This window comes from Corynebacterium sp. HMSC072G08, assembly GCF_001809185.1.
Taxonomy (GTDB): domain Bacteria; phylum Actinomycetota; class Actinomycetes; order Mycobacteriales; family Mycobacteriaceae; genus Corynebacterium; species Corynebacterium phoceense.
Genome location: NZ_KV796440.1, coordinates 1 through 18376, shown reverse-complemented (window position 1 = coordinate 18376; position 18376 = coordinate 1). Strand labels below are relative to the sequence as shown.

Below are 18376 nucleotides of genomic sequence, written 5' to 3'. Positions count from 1 at the left end.
CGGCCGGGCGATACAAAGACACAACTTTTAAGCCATCAATTCCTCAGAAAATTTAGAGGATGAAAGGGAGACATTACGTGTTTGACGTAAATCTCTTCGACGAGCTCCGTATCGGTCTCGCCACTGCTGACGACATCCGTCGTTGGTCCAAGGGTGAGGTGAAGAAGCCGGAAACCATTAACTACCGCACCCTCAAGCCGGAGAAGGACGGCCTCTTCTGCGAGCGCATCTTCGGCCCGACTCGCGACTGGGAGTGCGCCTGCGGTAAGTACAAGCGCGTCCGTTTCAAGGGCATCATCTGCGAGCGCTGCGGCGTTGAGGTGACCAAGTCCAAGGTGCGCCGTGAGCGCATGGGCCACATTGAGCTCGCCGCTCCGGTGACCCACATCTGGTACTTCAAGGGCGTTCCGTCCCGTCTGGGCTACCTGCTCGACATCGCGCCTAAAGATCTTGAGCGCATCATCTACTTCGCTGCCAACATCATCACGTCCGTCGATGAGGAGGCTCGTCACAACGACCAGTCCACTCTCGAGGCCGAGATGCTCCTGGAGAAGAAGGAGATCGAGGACGACGTCAACTCTGAGATCGCAGAGCGCGCCGCGAAGCTCGAAGAGGACCTCGCCGAGCTCGAGGCTGCTGGCGCCAAGGCCGACGCCCGCCGCAAGGTCCAGAACGCTGCTGACAAGGACATGCAGCACATCCGCGAGGACGGCGAGCGCCAGGTCGCACGTCTCGACGAAATCTGGAACACCTTCATCAAGCTTGCCCCGAAGCAGATGATCATCGACGACACGATCTATGAGGAACTCATCGATCGTTACGAGGATTACTTCACCGGCGGCATGGGTGCTGAGGCTATCCAGACCCTCATCCGCAACTTCGACCTCGAGGCCGAGGCCGAGATCCTCCGCGAGATCATCAACAACGGCAAGGGCCAGAAGAAGGTCCGCGCCTTGAAGCGCCTCAAGGTTGTCGCCGCGTTCCTGCGTTCCGGCAACGATCCGGCCGGCATGGTCCTCGACGCTATCCCGGTCATCCCGCCGGAGCTGCGCCCGATGGTCCAGCTTGACGGTGGCCGCTTCGCGACCTCCGACTTGAACGACCTCTACCGTCGCGTCATCAACCGCAATAACCGCCTCAAGCGCATGATTGATCTTGGTGCTCCCGAGATCATCGTGAACAATGAGAAGCGCATGCTGCAGGAGTCGGTCGACGCCCTCTTCGACAACGGCCGCCGCGGCCGCCCGGTCACGGGCCCCGGTACCCGTCCGCTGAAGTCCCTGAGCGACCTGCTCAAGGGTAAGCAGGGTCGTTTCCGTCAGAACCTGCTGGGTAAGCGCGTCGACTACTCCGGTCGTTCCGTTATTATCGTCGGTCCGCAGCTCAAGCTGCACGAGTGTGGTCTGCCGAAGCTCATGGCTCTCGAGCTCTTCAAGCCTTTCGTTATGAAGCGCCTGGTGGAAAACGATTACGCGCAGAACATCAAGTCCGCCAAGCGCATGGTCGAGCGCCAGCGCCCTGAGGTGTGGGACGTCCTCGAAGAGGCCATCTCCGAGCACCCGGTCATGCTCAACCGCGCTCCGACCCTGCACCGCCTGGGTATTCAGGCCTTCGAACCGAAGCTCGTCGAGGGTAAGGCTATCCAGCTCCACCCGCTGGCCTGTGAGGCCTTCAACGCTGACTTCGACGGCGACCAGATGGCAGTCCACCTGCCGCTGTCCGCCGAGGCTCAGGCTGAGGCTCGCGTGCTCATGCTCGCTTCGAACAACATTCTGTCCCCGGCGTCCGGTAAGCCGCTGGCAATGCCGCGTCTGGACATGGTTACCGGCCTGTACTACCTCACCATGGACAAGGGCTCGGACGAGATCGGCGGCGAGGGTCGTTACACGCCGGCTACCACCGATCAGCCGGCTACCGGTGTTTTCTCCTCCTACGCTGAGGCTCTCATGGCTCGCGACCGCGGCGTCGTTGGCTTGCAGGCTCCGATCAAGGTGCGTATCTCGCACTTGCGTCCGCCGGCAGACATCGAGGCTGAGCAGTTCCCGGACGGCTGGAACAAGGGCGACACCTGGATGGCTGACACCACCATCGGTCGCATCATGTTCAACGAGCTGCTGCCGTGGAACTACCCGTACCTCGAGGGCGTCATGGTCCGTAAGGGCGGCTCCGATAACAAGGTCTTGCTCGGTGACGTCGTCAACGACCTCGCCAACAAGTACCCGATGATCACCGTTGCTCAGGTGCTGGACAAGATGAAGGACGCTGGCTTCTACTGGGCCACCCGTTCCGGCGTTACCATCACCATGGACGACGTTCTGGTCCTTCCGAACAAGCACGAGATCCTCGAGTCTTACGAGAAGGAAGCTCAGCGCATCGAGCGCAAGTACTACGAGCAGGGTGCGCTTACCGAGCGCGAGCGCTACGACCGCCTTGTCGAGCTGTGGAAGAACGCCACGGACGAGGTCGGTAACGCGGTCGAGAACCTCTACCCGGATGACAACCCGATTCCGATGATCGTGAAGTCCGGTGCTGCCGGTAACATGCGTCAGATCTGGACCCTGGCCGGTATGAAGGGCATGGTCGTGAACTCGCACGGTGACTACATCACCCGTCCGATTAAGACCTCCTTCCGCGAAGGCCTGTCCGTTCTCGAGTACTTCAACAACTCGCACGGCTCCCGTAAGGGCCTGGCCGATACCGCACTGCGTACCGCCGACTCGGGCTACCTCACCCGTCGTCTGGTCGACGTCGCGCAGGACGTCATCGTCCGCGAAGAGGACTGTGGCACCCGCCAGGGCGTTCGCGTCCCGATCGGCGAGGTTTCCGGCGACAAGGTCGTCATGCACGAGCTGTGGGAGACCTCCGCGTCTGGCCGCGTCGTTGCCTCTGACGTGAAGAACGAGGCCGGCGAGGTCATCGCCGAGGCCGGTTCTGACCTCACCGAGGAGCTCACCCAGAAGCTGCTCGACGCTGGCATCACCGACCTCAAGGTCCGCTCCGTGCTTACCTGCCAGACCCCGGCCGGTGTCTGCGCGAAGTGCTACGGCAAATCCATGGCCTCTGGCCAGCTGGTCGACATCGGCGAGGCCGTCGGCATCGTCGCCGCCCAGTCCATTGGTGAGCCGGGTACCCAGCTCACCATGCGTACGTTCCACCAGGGTGGTGTCGGTGGCGACATTACCGGTGGTCTGCCGCGTGTTCAGGAGCTCTTCGAGGCTCGTAACCCGAAGAACCGCGCCCCGATCGCTTCGGTCGACGGCACGATCTCCCTCTCTGATGAGGGCAACTTCTGGACGCTGACCATCACCCCGGACGACGGTTCGGACAATGTGGTCTACGAGAAGCTGTCGAAGCGCCAGGGCCTGGCTCAGGTCCGTCGCCCGATGGAGTCCAACCCGGACGCCATGATTGAGCGCTCTCTGCGCGATGGTGACCACGTCACCACCGGCGAGCGCCTCATGCGCGGTGCGGCTGACCCGCACGACGTCCTCGAGGTCCTCGGTCGCCGTGGTGTTGAGAAGCACCTCATCGACGAGGTTCAGGCCGTCTACCGTACGCAGGGTGTGGCCATCCACGATAAGCACATCGAGATCATCATCCGCCAGATGCTGCGTCGCGGTACCGTCATCGACGCGGGCTCCACGGAGTTCCTGCCAGGCACGCTGGTTGACCTCTCTGAGGCCAAGCAGGTCAACGCCAAGCAGGTCGCCGAGGGCGGCGAGCCCGCCCAGCTCCGTTCGGAGATCATGGGTATCACCAAGGCGTCGCTGGCCACCGAGTCCTGGCTGTCGGCCGCCTCCTTCCAGGAGACGACCCGCGTCCTCACCGACGCCGCTATCAACAAGCGCTCCGATCAGCTCATTGGCCTGAAGGAGAACGTCATCATCGGTAAGCTCATCCCGGCCGGTACCGGTATCTCGCGCTACCGCAACATCACCGTCAAGCCGACGGAGGCTGCCCGCAACGCGGCATACTCCATCCCGACGTACGGTGATTCCATCTACGGCGACGACGGGTTCGGTGAATTCACCGGCGCCTCCGTCCCGCTGGACGAGGACTTCACCTTCTAGTTCTCGCCCCAGCCCTGCCTGGCGCCACTGCCAGGCGGGCCAGCACTTCAAGCTTGGTTTGCTTTAATTTCGCGAAGCCCCGGCTTCCTTCGCCACCGCATGTGGCAGGGAAAGCCGGGGCTTTGTGCTGCGCTGTGACCGAAATAGGGCAGAATTACCATCCTTGGGAATGTCTACTCGCAATAGACATCGATAGTCGACTGATGGGCATGAAGCACTCCGCTGCCATCAAAAGCTGAAGGATGAAGCCAAACGAGGCAGTCTTGAATTTGAGGAAATCGCCCTTACTCGCCATGATGCCTACCGGGAGGGCAACACCACCCGAGCGCTCGGCAGATACCGCGAGATCGACGATGTGACAGCGAAAAAGGTCTTCGGTCAATGTGCGCAGGAACGAGGAAAGGGTGGGTGGAGATAATGGCCAAGACGTACACAGTTACCGCAGAAGGAGGCACGAGTGACGTGTGGGTGCTGGAATGCGCCGAGCTAGGAGCTGTGTCGCAGACTAAGCGACTAGCCCATGCCGCCGACGAGATCCGGGAAACCATGGCCTATTAGGCAGGAGTAAGCCCAGACGAACTCAACATCGTGGTTGAAGTCATTTTCCCCTCCAATAGCGCTGAGCTAAATCCACGCGCGGACAAGCAGCGCGAAGAAGCCGCACGGCTTACGGCTGAGGCGAAAGAAAGCACCCGTAAGCATGCTGTGGCGATGAAAGTCTGGAATGATGGTGCGCGACATGGGCGAAATTCTCAGCGTGTCCTATCAAAGGGCACAAAATCTTGCTAGCGCGTGAAGAAAAACTGTTGTCAGCTATTGCCCCATCCACGTGCTTTCGAGGGAGTGGCGGCTGTTAAGATAAAGATGTTTTCCACCCCATCGCCGGATTTGGCTAAGTGATGGGGGCAAACACCACTTAAATTTCACACGTGACACGGGTGCTCCGCGTAGGCGGGGCTGAGATGCCGCAGCAGCTAGCGAGTGACATGGACTCGCTCAGTGCTGCATCGGCGAACCGTCGAACCTGATCCGGATAATGCCGGCGATAAGGGAGGAATCATGAGCGCGACATCTGCGCCCGCAACCGCTACTACTTCGACCCCGCGCCGCTCACTGCGCTGGCGCGTGGTGGACATCATTGTCGCCACCGTGCTGGCGGTGGCCTGCGGCCTCATCTTCGTTTTCTGGAACTCTGTGGGCTACGCCTGGTACATGGCCATGGATGCCCTCACGCCGGGCCTAGGCGGCCTGGCCACGGGTATCTGGTTGATTGGCGGCGTGCTGGGCGCGCTCATCATCCGCAAGCCGGGTGCGGCTCTCTACGTTGAGGTGCTCGCGGCATCGGTCTCTGCCGTGATGGGCAGCCAATGGGGCTGGTCCACCATTTACTCGGGCCTCGCCCAAGGCATCGGCATTGAGCTTGTCCTCATCGTTTTCGCATACCGCAGATTCGGCCTGGGCATCGCCATGCTTGGCGGCGCACTCGCCGGTGTTGGCGCGTGGTGCCTTGAGTTGTTTACCTCCGGCAACCTGGCTAAGGGACCGGAGTTCCTCATCATCTACCTGGTCTGCTTGATTATCTCGGGCGCTATCCTGGCCGGCGTCGTCGGCCACCTGCTAACGCGTGCCCTGGCGGCCACGGGTGCTCTCGACCGCTTTGCTGTAGGCCGCGAAGCCCGCGCCAAGTAGCCGCGTAGTTTTTGCTTGTCTATGACGACTCAGATCACCCTGCGCGGCTTCGGGTGGACCCACGCGGGCCGCGCGACCCCCGCATTGGACGATATTGACCTCGACATCGCCCCAGGCGAGCGAGTCTTGTTGTGCGGGGATTCCGGTTCCGGTAAATCCACGCTCTTGGCTGCGCTCGCCGGCGTTCTTGGTGGCGACGAGGACGGGCAGCAAGTAGGCCACATCACGCTGAACCCGCAGACCCCGGCCGGGCTCGTTCTCCAGGATCCGGAATCGCAGGTTATTGCGGCCACTGTGGGCCGCGACGCGGCATTTGGCTGCGAGAATCTCGGCCTACCGCGCGCGGAGATATGGCCGCGCGTCGAACACGCCCTGGACCTCGTTGGCCTGGATGTGCCGCTTGACCACCCCACCCAACGCCTGTCCGGTGGACAGAAACAGCGCCTGGCGCTCGCCGGAGTCATTGCCATGGGCGCCGGGCTCATCTTGCTTGACGAGCCGACGGCCAACCTCGATCCACAGGGCGCGCGCGACGTGGTCGTGGCCGTCGAGCGGATCGTCCGTGCCACGGGAGCGACGTTGGTCGTGGTGGAACACCAGTATTCCGCGTGGTCCGGCCTGCTGGATCGCGCGGTGCGCCTGGACCGGGGGCGCATCGTCGAAGACGGCGCATACGGAGCGGTGACGGCCGCGCGCGCCGTCACCGGCTTGCCCGTCGCCGTGCCCGCCCCGGCAGATGCCGAGGCCGCGCTGTGGTCGAACAACCTTGTGACGCGTTTCGGCCCGCCCCGCAGTGTGCGTGTCCCGCAGGGGTATTCCACCGTCATCACGGGTGCGAACGGCTCTGGGAAAACCACGTGGTTGATGACCATGGCGGGCCTGCTTCCCAGCTGCGGCGGGGAGATTGGCGTGGCCGAGTCCGTGCGGCGCGGGCTGCGCGGCGAGCCTTCGACGTGGCGCTCGCGCGACCTGGCTCAGCGCCTGGGCGTCGTCTTTCAAAATCCAGAGCACCAGTTCGTCGCCCGCACCGTGGGCGAAGAGATGCGTGTCGGTCCGGGCGTGATGGGTACTTCCGATGCCGCCTCTCAATCGCGCGTGGGCGAGCTCCTCGAGCGCCTGCGGCTTACCCACCTCGTGGACGCAAACCCTTTTACTCTGTCCGGCGGAGAGAAGCGCCGGCTCTCGGTGGCTACGGCGCTCGTCGCCGCGCCGTCCGTGCTGCTGCTTGACGAGCCCACCTTCGGCCAGGATCCCACGACTTTTGCAGAGCTCGTGCGCATGTTGCGTGAGCTCGCGAACGAGGGCACGACGCTGGTCTCCATTACCCACGACCCGTTATTCTTGGCGGCGCTGGGTGACCACCGCGTGACCGTTAGCGCGCACACTGGCCAGGCGGGAGGCAGTACCCATGCCTAACCTCGTACGCGGCGTTAATCCGCTCACGCGCCTGGTGGCGACGTTCCTGGTCACCACACCGATCTTGCTGACCATTGACTGGCTCTCGGCCGCCGTGTCCGTCGCGGTGACGGTGCTTCTCGCTCCGCTGTGCGGGATGAGCTGGTCCCGGCTGGTACGCGCGGCGCTGCCGCTGTGGATCATCGCGCCGCTATCTGGGATATCCATGCTGCTCTACGGCAAGGAGGGCGGTGAGGTCTACTTCTCCTTCTGGCTGGTGACCGTCAGTGAGAATTCCGTGGGACTGGCGGGAGCCATCATGCTGCGTGTCTTTGCTGTCGCGTTGCCGGTGATTGTGCTGGCCCGCGATATCGACCCCACGGAGCTGGGCGACGGCCTCGCGCAAATCTGGCACCTTCCCTCCCGCTTTGTCATCGGCGCAGTCGCCGGCGTGCGCATGCTCACCCTGTTTAAGGATGATTGGGACTCGCTCGCTCGCGCGCGGCGTGCCCGCGGCATCGCGGACGTGGGGCGCATCCGGCACCTAGCCACCATGAGTTTTAGCCTGCTCGTCCTCGCACTGCGCCGCGGCGGCAAGCTCGCCACAGCGATGGAGGCCCGCGGCTTTGGGCGCCCAGCCCCGGGCGGCCGGGTGCGAACGTGGGCGGTGGCCTCGCACCTGCGTGCCCGCGATTGGTGGGTCATGGCCGCAGCCGTGGGGGCGGCGGCATTGCCCGTCATCATTGCGGTGGCCTGCGGAACGTGGCGTCTCTTTGGCCTCTAGCGATAGTTAAGCCGCAGCGCGCGGGGACTTAAGTCCCTTAGACTGGCAGGTACGACTTCCCTGGTGCGGCACCGCATGCCTGCGGTGGCGCGCCGTACACGCAAAGGATGGACAGCGCGAAACCTTTCGCGCGGACAACATGGACTTTGACAGTCAACTTGACCGACTTTTGACCGATACCCTCACCCTTGCGGCCTCGCGCAAGCGGCCGATGCGCCCCATGACGGTGCTCATCGACGGCCCCTCGGGCGCCGGCAAAACGTGGGCCGCGGCCTCCCTGGCCGAGCGCACGGGGTGGAGGGTCGTGCACCTCGATGAGTTCTATCCCGGCTGGCGAGGGCTGGCTGCAGGAGCCGAGATGGTGACCTCGCAGGTGCTGCGCGAACACACTCCGGGCTACTGGCGCTGGGACTGGGAGGCGAGCGCGCCGGGTGAATGGGCAGGACTCGACGTACGCGATGACCTCATCGTGGAGGGCGTCGGTGCCATCACCGAGGATTCCGTTGCCGCCGCCCGGGAGCGCGGCGGGGTGGTCACGCTCTTTATCGACGGCCCGCGCGAGGCTCGCCGCGCCCGCGCCCTCGAGCGCGATCCGGACTACGCGGAATGGTTCGAGACCTGGGAGACCCAGGAGCGCGAACACTTTGCGCGCCAGACTGTCGCGGCGGATCTGTCGTGGGTGTGGGACGCGGCCACGTGGGAGGCCGCACAGCGCGCCTCAGCCCGCGAGCGCTGAGGCGCGCCCCGGCCTGTAGTAGTCGGCGGCATCGACGTCGCGGGTGTGCTGGACCATTAGCTCCGGGTAGCTGTCGTCCGGCAGCGCACCGAAGACAAGCCGCACCTGCTCGCGCAGCTGCTCCAGGCGGCGCTCAATGATGGAGTTCGCCCATAGAGTCGTGCGCAGCTGCACGTGGGTCCCGTAGGCGCGCGGCGTGGTCGAGCAGCGCGAGCGATTTCCACATGCGCGCAGCCGTTGCCGGCGTGCAGCCGGCGAACTGCGGCAGGGCTCCGGCAGCGCCTTGGGGTCGAAGCCCACCCAGTCCGGGCGCGTGGCCTCGTCGTGCAGTAGCCGGAGAGCATGTCTAGATCATGGATGCGGAAATCGCCTTCACGGGGGAGCGGTCGGCCTCCGGAGAGGAGACCTCGGCCAGCCAATAGTTGGCGGTGAGCTTGCCCGTCGAGTTCACAATCACGCCGCCCAGTGAGTAGTGCGGGTGGGGCGGTCCGCCGCATTTTGCGTTTGCGCCTATCTCGGCCGTAGGGGCCGCTTTTGGGTGGGTGAGATGGTTCCCGTGGCGTTGGTTACTCTAACACCGTCTATCGGCCCTACGCTGCACATAAAGGCGGTTCATATCGGGGGCGGGGTATAAACTAGGAGGGTGACTACCTCTCCTCAATCTCCCTCGTTCCCTTCGCATGATTCGGACTCTTTCGAGACCACTCAGTTCCCGCCGGTTGGTGCCGGCGACGCCGCCGCGCCGGGTGCTTCCGCTGCCGGCGCTGCTGGCGGTGCCTATGGTGCTGGCTACGCACCCCAGGACGTAGGCCAGCAGGGCTACGCGCAGTCGGGGTATGGGCCGCAGGGTTATGCGCCGACGTACGCGCCCGCGCCGCAGCAGGGCGGCAACGGCACGAAGATTGCGCTCATCATCGTGAGCCTGCTGTTGGGTTTGCTTATCCTTGGCATCGTGGGCTTCTTTGGCGTTCGCGCGTATAACGCCAGCCGGGCTGCCGATGAAGTCGTCTACGTCACCGAGACGGCCACGGATGCGCCGGGTGGCGAGGCGAACGCGGCCCAGCCGGCGCTAGCCGCGCAGCCTGCACAACCGGCCCAGGCACCGAGCCGTCCCGCGTATCCCTCGCTCCCGGCGGGGCTGAGCCCGGTGAGCGTCGGCGCGGTCAATAACAGTCCGGCGGGCAGCTACGCCAACGTGTACACGGCGGGCCCGACCTCGGATTCGTTTGCCTTGGCTGTCACGCGTGACTTCGTGGCGGCGCGGGGTGGCAAGACTTCCGGCACGACGGTGGTCAATACCTATAGCCCGGTGACGGGGTACACCTATACGATGAGCTGCTATGACAACGGGTCCTACGTGCACTGCACCGGCGGCAATAGTGCGCACGTCTACATCTCTTAATTCGCGCGCTGGCGTGGCTGCCCTGCTCGTCGCTGCGGGCGCGCTGGCGGGAAGCGCCGGTGGCGCGGGCGGGCCGACCACGAGCGCTATCGTGGTTCGCACGACCACCGTCACCGCGGCGCCGAGCTCGGAGCCCACGTCGCAGGCCCAAGCGAATGACACTATGGCTTCCATCCCAGCCCCGGATAGTGCGGCGGCGCTCACGCAGCTTGCCGCGGACGTCGAGGCGCGCACGGGCGCGCAGGTCTCGCTCGCCGTGGCGCCAGTAAATGGGGCGCCCGCAGTGCAGGCGGGCAGCCTCGCCGGGGTGCAGCCTGCTTGGTCCACCATCAAGGTGCCTCTGGCCATCGCGGCCCTGCGCGCGGACCCCAGTGCTGCGGGCACCATGCGACAGGCCATCACGGCTTCTGACAACGCAGCGGCCGAAGCCCTGTGGGCCATGCTCGGTGCTTCCGATGCCGTCGCCACCGCCGTCGGCTCCATCCTTGCGACGGCCGGAGACACGGCGACGGTTGTCAATCCAGAGGTCACGCGCCCGGGCTTTAGCGCCTTTGGGCAAACCCAGTGGGATACCGCCGCGCAGGCATCCTTTGCGCGGCAATTGCCCACGATCACGGGCGCGGACCAAGTACTCGCCGCGATGGGCTCCATCGTGGCGGGGCAGGATTACGGCTTGGGGCAGATTTCAGGCACGCGGTTCAAGGGCGGCTGGGGCCCGGACGAGAGTGGGCGCTACCTTGTGCGCCAATTCGGTCTCGTGCCGGGCACGCAGGGCGAGATCGGTGTGGCGCTTGCGGTCGTGCCGGCGGATGGCACCTATGAGTCGGGGCAAGCGGCGCTCACAGAGCTGGCGCTGGAGCTGCAGGAGACGCTGGGGTAGGGGCGGCATCGGAAAGCGGGGCGTGTCGCACGGAGCCCTCCTGCGACGGTTTTGGTAGTTGGGCCGCTGGCTGTTAAAGTGTTGGGAGGTTTCGCATCTTGCGTGATGCGAAAAGTCTGATCGATACCTCGGCCGGTTCCGGCTGACGGACGACCTGGACATGCGGCAGGGCCCCGGAAAAGAGCCCCCATTTTTGCATGTTTAGGCGTTTTGTTTGGTCAGGAAAGCCGATAAGTCATACAGAAAGACTAGATACATGCCAACTATTCAGCAGCTGGTCCGCAAGGGCCGCCATGACAAGCGCACGAAGGTTGCTACCGCTGCGCTGAAGGGCTCGCCGCAGCGTCGCGGCGTGTGCACCCGCGTCTACACCACCACCCCGAAGAAGCCGAACTCCGCACTGCGTAAGGTCGCTCGTGTTCGCCTTTCCTCCGGCATCGAGGTTTCGGCCTACATCCCGGGCGAGGGCCACAACCTGCAGGAGCACTCCATGGTGCTCGTGCGTGGCGGCCGTGTGAAGGACCTTCCGGGTGTCCGCTACAAGATCATCCGCGGCGCTCTGGATACCCAGGGTGTCAAGGACCGCAAGCAGGCCCGTTCCCGTTACGGTGCCAAGAAGGGACAGTAAACAATGCGTAAGAATGCTGCTCCGAAGCGTCCTGTAGTCAAGGACCCGGTGTACAACTCCGAGCAGGTCACCATGCTCGTCAACAAGATCCTCCTGGACGGCAAGAAGTCCACCGCCGAGCGTATCGTCTACGGCGCTCTCGAGGCGTGCCGCGAGAAGACCGGCACCGATCCGGTCGGCACCCTGGAGAAGGCCCTGGGCAACATTCGCCCGGACCTCGAGGTTCGCTCCCGCCGCGTCGGTGGCGCCACCTACCAGGTCCCGGTTGAGGTGCGTCCGGCACGCGCCAACACCCTGGCCCTGCGTTGGCTCGTCACCTTCACTCGCCAGCGTCGTGAGAACACGATGATCGAGCGTCTCGCCAACGAGATTCTGGATGCCTCCAACGGCCTTGGCGCTTCCGTGAAGCGTCGCGAGGATACCCACAAGATGGCTGAGGCCAACCGCGCCTTCGCCCACTACCGCTGGTAATCTCGCGGTACCCATGCCTATGGTCCGAGCAACGACATTTCGCCCGTGCTGCGTCGGCTTTGCCGATCGCATGCCGCAGGCGTCCCTATACTGGAGTTCGTTGCTCGGGCCATTGTGCTAACAGTGGGTTCACTCTCGGTGAGTGGCTGTGATTTGCCACCCACACTCACTGTTTGACGGGCGGCTGCTTACCGGCGCTACTAAACTTTTAGCGGTCTACGGGCTGCTAAAACGGCGCTTTAGTGGCAAAATTTTACAACGAGACACATCCACTTAAGCGACGTGGCTGGAAACCTTGGCACTGGGCCGGGCGGACTGGGCGCGTCCACGACTAACGAAGTTGGGGTAACACCGTGGCACAAGAAGTGCTTAAGGACCTGCACAAGGTCCGCAACATCGGCATCATGGCTCACATCGATGCTGGTAAGACCACCACCACCGAGCGCATCCTGTTCTACACGGGTATCAACCGCAAGGTTGGCGAGACGCACGATGGTGCTTCCACCACTGACTGGATGGAGCAGGAGAAGGAGCGCGGCATTACCATTACGTCCGCTGCTGTCACCTGTTTCTGGAACGGCAACCAGATCAACATCATCGACACCCCGGGTCACGTCGACTTCACCGTCGAGGTCGAGCGCTCCCTGCGTGTCCTCGATGGCGCTGTCGCCGTCTTTGACGGCAAGGAAGGCGTCGAGCCGCAGTCTGAGCAGGTCTGGCGTCAGGCTGCAAAGTACGACGTTCCGCGTATCTGCTTCGTCAACAAGATGGATAAGCTGGGCGCTGACTTCTACTTCACCGTTCAGACCATCATCGACCGCCTCGGCGCTAAGCCGCTCGTTCTCCAGCTGCCGATCGGCGCTGAGGACAACTTTGACGGCGTCGTTGACCTGCTCGAGATGAAGGCCATCACTTGGCGCGGCAAGGTCGAGACCGGTGCTGAGCCGGTTATCGAGGAGATCCCGGCCGACCTGCAGGACAAGGCAGCCGAGTACCGCGAGAAGCTCATCGAGACCGTTGCTGAGTCCGACGAGGCCCTCATGGAGAAGTACTTCGGTGGCGAAGAGCTCACCCTCGAGGAGATCAAGGGCGCCATCCGCAAGATGACCGTCAACTCCGAGGTCTACCCGGTTCTGTGTGGTACCGCGTACCGCAACAAGGGTGTCCAGCCGCTGCTCGACGCTGTCGTGGACTACCTCCCGACCCCGCTCGACATCGGCGAGATCGTTGGCCATGACGTCAACGACGAGGAGAAGGAAATCACCCGTAAGCCGGACGTTCACGATCCGTTCTCGGCTCTGTCCTTCAAGATTGCTGCTCACCCGTTCTACGGCCAGCTCAACTTCGTCCGCGTCTACTCCGGCCAGATCCTGCCGGGCGCCGAGGTGCTCAACTCGACCAAGGGTAAGAAGGAGCGCATCGGCAAGCTGTTCCAGATGCACGCCAACAAGGAGAACCCGGTCGAGCAGGCTGACGCCGGCAACATCTACGCCATGATTGGTCTCAAGGAGACCACCACTGGTGACACGCTGTGCGACAAGGACAACCCGATCATCCTCGAGTCCATGTCCTTCCCGGACCCGGTTATCAAGGTCTCCATCGAGCCGAAGACCAAGGCTGACCAGGAGAAGCTCGGCATTGCTATTCAGAAGCTCGCCGCCGAGGACCCGACCTTCACCGTCGAGCTTGACGAGGAAACCGGCCAGACTGTCATCGGCGGCATGGGCGAGCTCCACCTCGATGTCCTCGTTGACCGCATGAAGCGCGAGTTCAAGGTCGAGGCCAACATCGGTAATCCGCAGGTTGCTTACCGCGAGACCATCCGCAAGGCCGTCACCTCCCTCGAGTTCACCCACAAGAAGCAGACCGGTGGTTCCGGTCAGTTCGCAAAGGTCATCGTCTCCATCGAGCCGTACAATCCGGATCCGGAGACCCTGGAAGAGGGCGAGTCCGCAACCTACAAGTTCGTCAACGCCGTCACCGGTGGCCGCGTTCCGAAGGAGTACATCCCGTCCGTCGACGCTGGTATCCAGGATGCTATGCAGTACGGCTACCTCGCAGGCTTCCCGCTGGTCAACATCCAGGCCACCCTGGAAGACGGCGCTTACCACGACGTCGACTCCTCGGAGATGGCGTTCAAGATCGCCGGCTCCCAGGTTCTCAAGGAGGCCGTTGCCAAGGCAAAGCCGGTCCTGCTCGAGCCGCTCATGGCTGTCGAGGTTGTGACCCCGGAGGAGTACATGGGTACCGTCAACGGTGACATCAGCTCCCGTCGTGGTCAGGTCTTCGGTATGGAGGACCGTTCCGGCGCCAAGGTCGTCAAGGCCAAGGTCCCGCTGTCCGAGATGTTCGGCTACATCGGCGACCTGCGTTCGTCGACCGCCGGCCGTGCAAACTTCACGATGGTGTTCGATTCCTACGCTGAGGTTCCGTCCTCCGTGGCAACCGCCATCATCGAAGAGCGCACCGGCGCCAAGAACTAAGAGCGCACCCCGCCACCTAACCCCGGTCGCACCCTTGCGGCCCGGATTCGTGCCAGTCGAACTCGGGCCCGTGCGCCAGGGGGTGGCCACTGGTGGGGTAGCGGTTCGCTGAATATATTGCCTGCTCACAGGCGGTATGTTGAGCCGGCCGTTACCCTCCCAGGATCCAGCAAAAGATTCTTGTCGAGGGTCAACGTCCGCATTACATGCGCGGGGTTACCTCCTATTTTGGCAGTTTGAAAAAACTGCGGCATAAATCTAGGATCGTGTAACTGGCACGTAAAGAAAGCGTCATTTGCGCTTACGGCCTTCTCCCCGGAGAAGTACGAAGTGCCAATGGCAATACAAACCACGTGGCTGCGAAGTTCGCAGCCGCCATAGAGTCCAGGAGGACATACAGTGGCAAAGGAGAAGTTCGAGCGTACGAAGCCGCATGTTAACATCGGCACCATCGGACACGTCGACCACGGCAAGACCACCACCACCGCAGCGATCACCAAGGTTCTGGCTGACCAGTACCCGGAGGAGAACACCGCTTTCGCCTTCGACATGATCGACAAGGCTCCGGAGGAGAAGGAGCGCGGTATTACCATCAACATCTCCCACGTTGAGTACTCCACCCCGAAGCGTCACTACGCACACGTTGACGCCCCGGGCCACGCCGACTACATCAAGAACATGATTACCGGTGCTGCTCAGATGGACGGCGCTATCCTGGTTGTTGCTGCAACCGATGGCCCGATGCCGCAGACCCGTGAGCACGTGCTGCTCGCTCGCCAGGTGGGCGTTCCGTACATCCTCGTTGCTCTGAACAAGTGCGACATGGTTGACGATGAGGAAATCATCGAGCTCGTCGAGATGGAAATCCGCGAGCTGCTCGCTGAGCAGGACTACGACGAGGAAGCTCCGATCGTTCACATCTCCGCTCTCAAGGCTCTCGAGGGCGACGAGAAGTGGGTTCAGTCCGTCGTTGACCTGATGCAGGCTTGCGATGACTCCATCCCGGATCCGGAGCGCGAGCTGGATAAGCCGTTCCTGATGCCGATCGAGGACATCTTCACCATTACCGGCCGCGGCACCGTCGTTACCGGCCGTGTCGAGCGTGGCTCCCTCAACGTTAACGAGGACGTTGAGATCATCGGTATCACCGAGAAGTCCATCAACACCACCGTTACCGGTATCGAGATGTTCCGCAAGATGATGGACTACACCGAGGCTGGCGACAACTGTGGTCTGCTTCTGCGTGGTACCAAGCGCGAAGAGGTCGAGCGCGGCCAGGTCGTTATCAAGCCGGGCGCTTACACCCCGCACACCAAGTTCGAGGGTTCCGTCTACGTCCTGAAGAAGGAAGAGGGCGGCCGCCACACCCCGTTCATGGACAACTACCGTCCGCAGTTCTACTTCCGCACCACCGACGTCACCGGCGTCATCAAGCTGCCGGAAGGCACCGAGATGGTTATGCCGGGCGACAACGTTGAGATCTCCGTTGAGCTGATCCAGCCGGTCGCTATGGACGAGGGCCTGCGCTTCGCTATCCGCGAGGGCTCCCGCACCGTCGGCGCTGGCCGCGTTACCAAGATCCTGGGCTAATCCCCAGTTTCTAACGCAGCTGCGTAGAGCTTGTCGATGCCGCCTCACCCTACGGTGAGGCGGCATTTGGCATTTGAGCAGACGCCTTAAGCGCAGTGAGGCCCGCCAGCATATCGCTGGCGGGCCTTACTGCACGCGTGGGGGAGTGTCTACTTCTCCCAGCCGATGTCTTCCTTCGGGATGACGGCGAAGCCGGCGGGACCGAAGTTGGCGAGTCCCTTCTTCACGCCGGTCATTGCAGGACCATTGGCCCATGGCATGAGGCCGTAGGTCTTAAACGCCTCGACCTCGAGCTCATTGGCCTTAGCAATTTGATCGTCGCCGTTGTCGATCTTCTGGAGCTCGCGGATCTCTTCGTCCAGTTCCTTGGTGCCGGTGCCGGACTTGTTGAGGTCCGAGTCGGAGAGCCAGGTCTGGCCGAAGTACGCGACGCCGTACGGGTCGGACGAGGCGATGCCGGACAGGAAGATGTCAAAGTCACGTTCCTCGGCGATCTTAGAGAAGTCAGAGGACGGGCGCTCTTGCACTGTGACCTCGACACCTACGTCCTTGAGCATCTTCTGGATCGCCGCGGCGGTGGACTTAGAGACCTCGTCGTCTCCGACAAGGACGTAACGCAAAGTGAGCTTCTCACCGTCCTTGGCGTAGTAGCCGTCGTCACCCATCGCGTAACCTGCTTCTTCCAGCAGCTTCTTCGAGGACTCGGGGTCGTAGGTGACGGCCTCGGAGAGGTTGTCCTTGTAGCCGTCCTGCGTCGGGTACAGCGTGAGCGAGCCCGGTAGGTCCTCGGTGTAGCCCAGGCCGTTGTAGCGGATGGCGGCGAGCTGGGAGCGGTCAATCGCGTTGAAGATGGCGTGGCGGACGTTGATGTCTCCGAGATGCGGCGCCTGCGAGTTGAGCGTAAACAGGATGTTGGCAATGCGCATGGATGCGCGGATGTCGATGGCATCGCCCATCTCTGCGGCCACGGTCAGGTTGTTCTTCGATGCGACACCGGCGGCATCGATTTCGCCTGCCTTAAACGCATTGATAGTGGCCTGTGACTCGAGCTGACGGTAAGTGACCTTAGAAAGCTTGGGGGCGTCGCCCCACCACTTCTCGTTTGGCACGAACGTGACGTTGCCCGCGTTGAAGTCGATGGAATCCACCTTGAACGGGCCGGCGCCGTACTCTGGGTGGAGTTCGTTCAAGTAGGTCTCGTTGTAGAGCTGTGCAGTGTTGACCTTCGGGTGCAGGACCTGGTTGAACAGGCCCATCCACCAAGGGTAAGCATTTTGGAAGGTGACCTTGACCTGCTTGTCAGAGTCGCCGCGCTCGACGGATTCGATAAGTTCGTAGCCGTCGGTCGAGTTCGGCGAGATCTCCTTATCCTCGCCGTTGTTCATTTTCCACGTGTTTTCGAACGCCTTCCAATCGATGGGCGTGCCGTCGTTGAAGGTGGCCTTGTCCACGATGTCGTACGTGACGACGGTCTTTCCGTCCTTGGTCTCGGCGCTGGCATTCGTAATGTAGTCCGGGTTAGGGGTGTATTCGCCCTTGCCGTCGTAGAGGGCTAGCTGCGGGTTGTACCAACCCCAGATGGTGGACGTATCGGTTGTCATGTTGGCATGGAACGCATTCATCTGCTCGGTGAGCTCGCCGATGGGTAGGGTGAGCTCACCGCCGTCTTTGAGCTCGTCGCGTTCCTTCGGGTTGTAGTCGCCCGCAGGATCGACCTCAATGTTGAGGCCGCCGACAGCTTCACCGCCATCCTGTCCTTCTGCCGACTCGGACTGGCCGCTGCTGCAGGCGGCAAGCGTGAGGGCGAGAGTGGTGAGGGATGCGACGCCGGCGAGGCGGATACGATGGACCTTCTTCATGTTGTTCAAGACTCCTTGTGAGGTGCGTGCGCCCACAAGGATTCGTCACGAGGAGAGGTGCTTGGGGCGCATCGACGGTCGTGAGGGGTGCCGAGTAAGCGCCTCCGTGACCGCCGTAGAGATGGTGAGATGAGGTATGAAGTTGTACGACCACACAGTTCTAGACGAGATGTGACTCACAATAGTGGTGGTTGAGTTAACTATAGCGATTCCTGTGGGATTCGACGCGCGTTTCAGGGAATCATGCGCAACCTATTTAAATAGGGTGACAGAATCATACGGTCGGCGCGCTGTAAGGTCTAGAATTTTGTTCATCTCCCCTAGCAGAGTTACTTCGAAAAGCCTCGCCAAAAGTGGGGGTGCGCCACAATAGTGGCCCGCCGGTGCGA

At 62.6% G+C, this 18376-nt stretch carries 13 protein-coding genes and 1 riboswitch; of the genes, 11 read left to right on the top strand and 2 right to left on the bottom strand.

The genetic code is table 11. The annotated features are described in order from the left end of the window. The first annotated feature begins 77 nt into the window (after positions 1-77). The 5 genes from HMPREF2559_RS08845 to HMPREF2559_RS08825 all read left to right on the top strand — a co-directional run bounded on the left by HMPREF2559_RS08845 (position 78) and on the right by HMPREF2559_RS08825 (position 8674). On the top strand, positions 78-4070 hold the full coding sequence (locus HMPREF2559_RS08845) for a DNA-directed RNA polymerase subunit beta' (protein WP_070540373.1): 3993 nt from the start codon (positions 78-80) through the stop codon (positions 4068-4070). A gap of 924 nt (positions 4071-4994) precedes the next feature. Beyond that, a riboswitch (TPP riboswitch) is annotated at positions 4995-5140 on the top strand. Next, positions 5130-5759 carry an ECF transporter S component gene (locus HMPREF2559_RS08840; RefSeq protein WP_070540368.1) on the top strand — a complete coding sequence of 210 codons (630 nt, stop codon included), beginning with the start codon at positions 5130-5132 and terminating at the stop codon, positions 5757-5759. It overlaps the preceding riboswitch by 11 nt. A 21-nt stretch (positions 5760-5780) precedes the next feature. Continuing rightward, positions 5781-7175: an ABC transporter ATP-binding protein gene (locus HMPREF2559_RS08835; RefSeq protein WP_070540364.1), complete on the top strand. Its 1395-nt coding sequence runs from the start codon at positions 5781-5783 to the stop codon at positions 7173-7175. Continuing rightward, the gene (locus HMPREF2559_RS08830; protein WP_066492953.1) at positions 7168-7938 is read left to right on the top strand and encodes an energy-coupling factor transporter transmembrane component T family protein; all 771 of its coding nucleotides are present in this window, start codon (positions 7168-7170) and stop codon (positions 7936-7938) included. Before HMPREF2559_RS08835 ends, HMPREF2559_RS08830 begins: the two co-directional genes overlap by 8 nt. Before the next feature lie 169 nt (positions 7939-8107). Beyond that, complete coding sequence (locus HMPREF2559_RS08825; RefSeq protein WP_371325681.1) at positions 8108-8674, top strand: nucleoside/nucleotide kinase family protein; 567 nt, start codon at positions 8108-8110, stop codon at positions 8672-8674. On the opposite strand, the gene HMPREF2559_RS12805 is transcribed toward HMPREF2559_RS08825, so the two are convergent. Then, complete coding sequence (locus HMPREF2559_RS12805; RefSeq protein WP_066492955.1) at positions 8657-8848, bottom strand: hypothetical protein; 192 nt, start codon at positions 8846-8848, stop codon at positions 8657-8659. The two genes, HMPREF2559_RS08825 and HMPREF2559_RS12805, sit on opposite strands and share 18 nt — an antisense overlap. Before the next feature lie 469 nt (positions 8849-9317). Here HMPREF2559_RS12805 and HMPREF2559_RS08815 point away from each other — a divergent pair, with 469 nt between their 5' ends. The 6 genes from HMPREF2559_RS08815 (at position 9318) to tuf (ending at position 16128) form a co-directional block, all read left to right on the top strand. Continuing rightward, complete coding sequence (locus HMPREF2559_RS08815) at positions 9318-10076, top strand: hypothetical protein (protein WP_070540358.1); 759 nt, start codon at positions 9318-9320, stop codon at positions 10074-10076. Between the two features lie 13 nt (positions 10077-10089). Next, positions 10090-10956 carry a serine hydrolase gene (locus tag HMPREF2559_RS08810; RefSeq protein ID WP_148138804.1) on the top strand — a complete coding sequence of 289 codons (867 nt, stop codon included), beginning with the start codon at positions 10090-10092 and terminating at the stop codon, positions 10954-10956. A gap of 256 nt (positions 10957-11212) precedes the next feature. Further along, positions 11213-11584, top strand: coding sequence for a 30S ribosomal protein S12 (gene rpsL / locus HMPREF2559_RS08805; protein WP_066492960.1), 372 nt, complete (start codon positions 11213-11215; stop codon positions 11582-11584). Positions 11585-11587: 3 nt separating this feature from the next. Next, a complete protein-coding gene (gene rpsG, locus HMPREF2559_RS08800) occupies positions 11588-12055 on the top strand; it encodes a 30S ribosomal protein S7 (RefSeq protein WP_066492963.1) in 468 nt (155 codons plus the stop codon). A gap of 353 nt (positions 12056-12408) precedes the next feature. Then, on the top strand, positions 12409-14538 hold the full coding sequence (fusA, locus tag HMPREF2559_RS08795) for an elongation factor G (RefSeq protein ID WP_070540352.1): 2130 nt from the start codon (positions 12409-12411) through the stop codon (positions 14536-14538). 399 nt (positions 14539-14937) lie between these two features. Next, entirely contained in the window at positions 14938-16128 is a 1191-nt protein-coding gene (gene tuf / locus HMPREF2559_RS08790; protein WP_068801242.1) for an elongation factor Tu, read from the top strand. A gap of 149 nt (positions 16129-16277) precedes the next feature. On the opposite strand, the gene HMPREF2559_RS08785 is transcribed toward tuf, so the two are convergent. Then, positions 16278-17987, bottom strand: coding sequence for an ABC transporter family substrate-binding protein (locus tag HMPREF2559_RS08785; protein WP_070540349.1), 1710 nt, complete (start codon positions 17985-17987; stop codon positions 16278-16280). Positions 17988-18376 lie beyond the last annotated feature (389 nt).

Coding starts and splice junctions, on each gene's coding strand:
- HMPREF2559_RS08840 (WP_070540368.1), top strand. CDS start 5,130: ATGAGCGCGACATCTGCGCCCGCAACCGCTACTACTTCGACCCCGCGC.
- HMPREF2559_RS08835 (WP_070540364.1), top strand. CDS start 5,781: ATGACGACTCAGATCACCCTGCGCGGCTTCGGGTGGACCCACGCGGGC.
- HMPREF2559_RS08830 (WP_066492953.1), top strand. CDS start 7,168: ATGCCTAACCTCGTACGCGGCGTTAATCCGCTCACGCGCCTGGTGGCG.
- rpsL (WP_066492960.1), top strand. CDS start 11,213: ATGCCAACTATTCAGCAGCTGGTCCGCAAGGGCCGCCATGACAAGCGC.
- rpsG (WP_066492963.1), top strand. CDS start 11,588: ATGCGTAAGAATGCTGCTCCGAAGCGTCCTGTAGTCAAGGACCCGGTG.
- HMPREF2559_RS08785 (WP_070540349.1), bottom strand. CDS start 17,987: ATGAAGAAGGTCCATCGTATCCGCCTCGCCGGCGTCGCATCCCTCACC.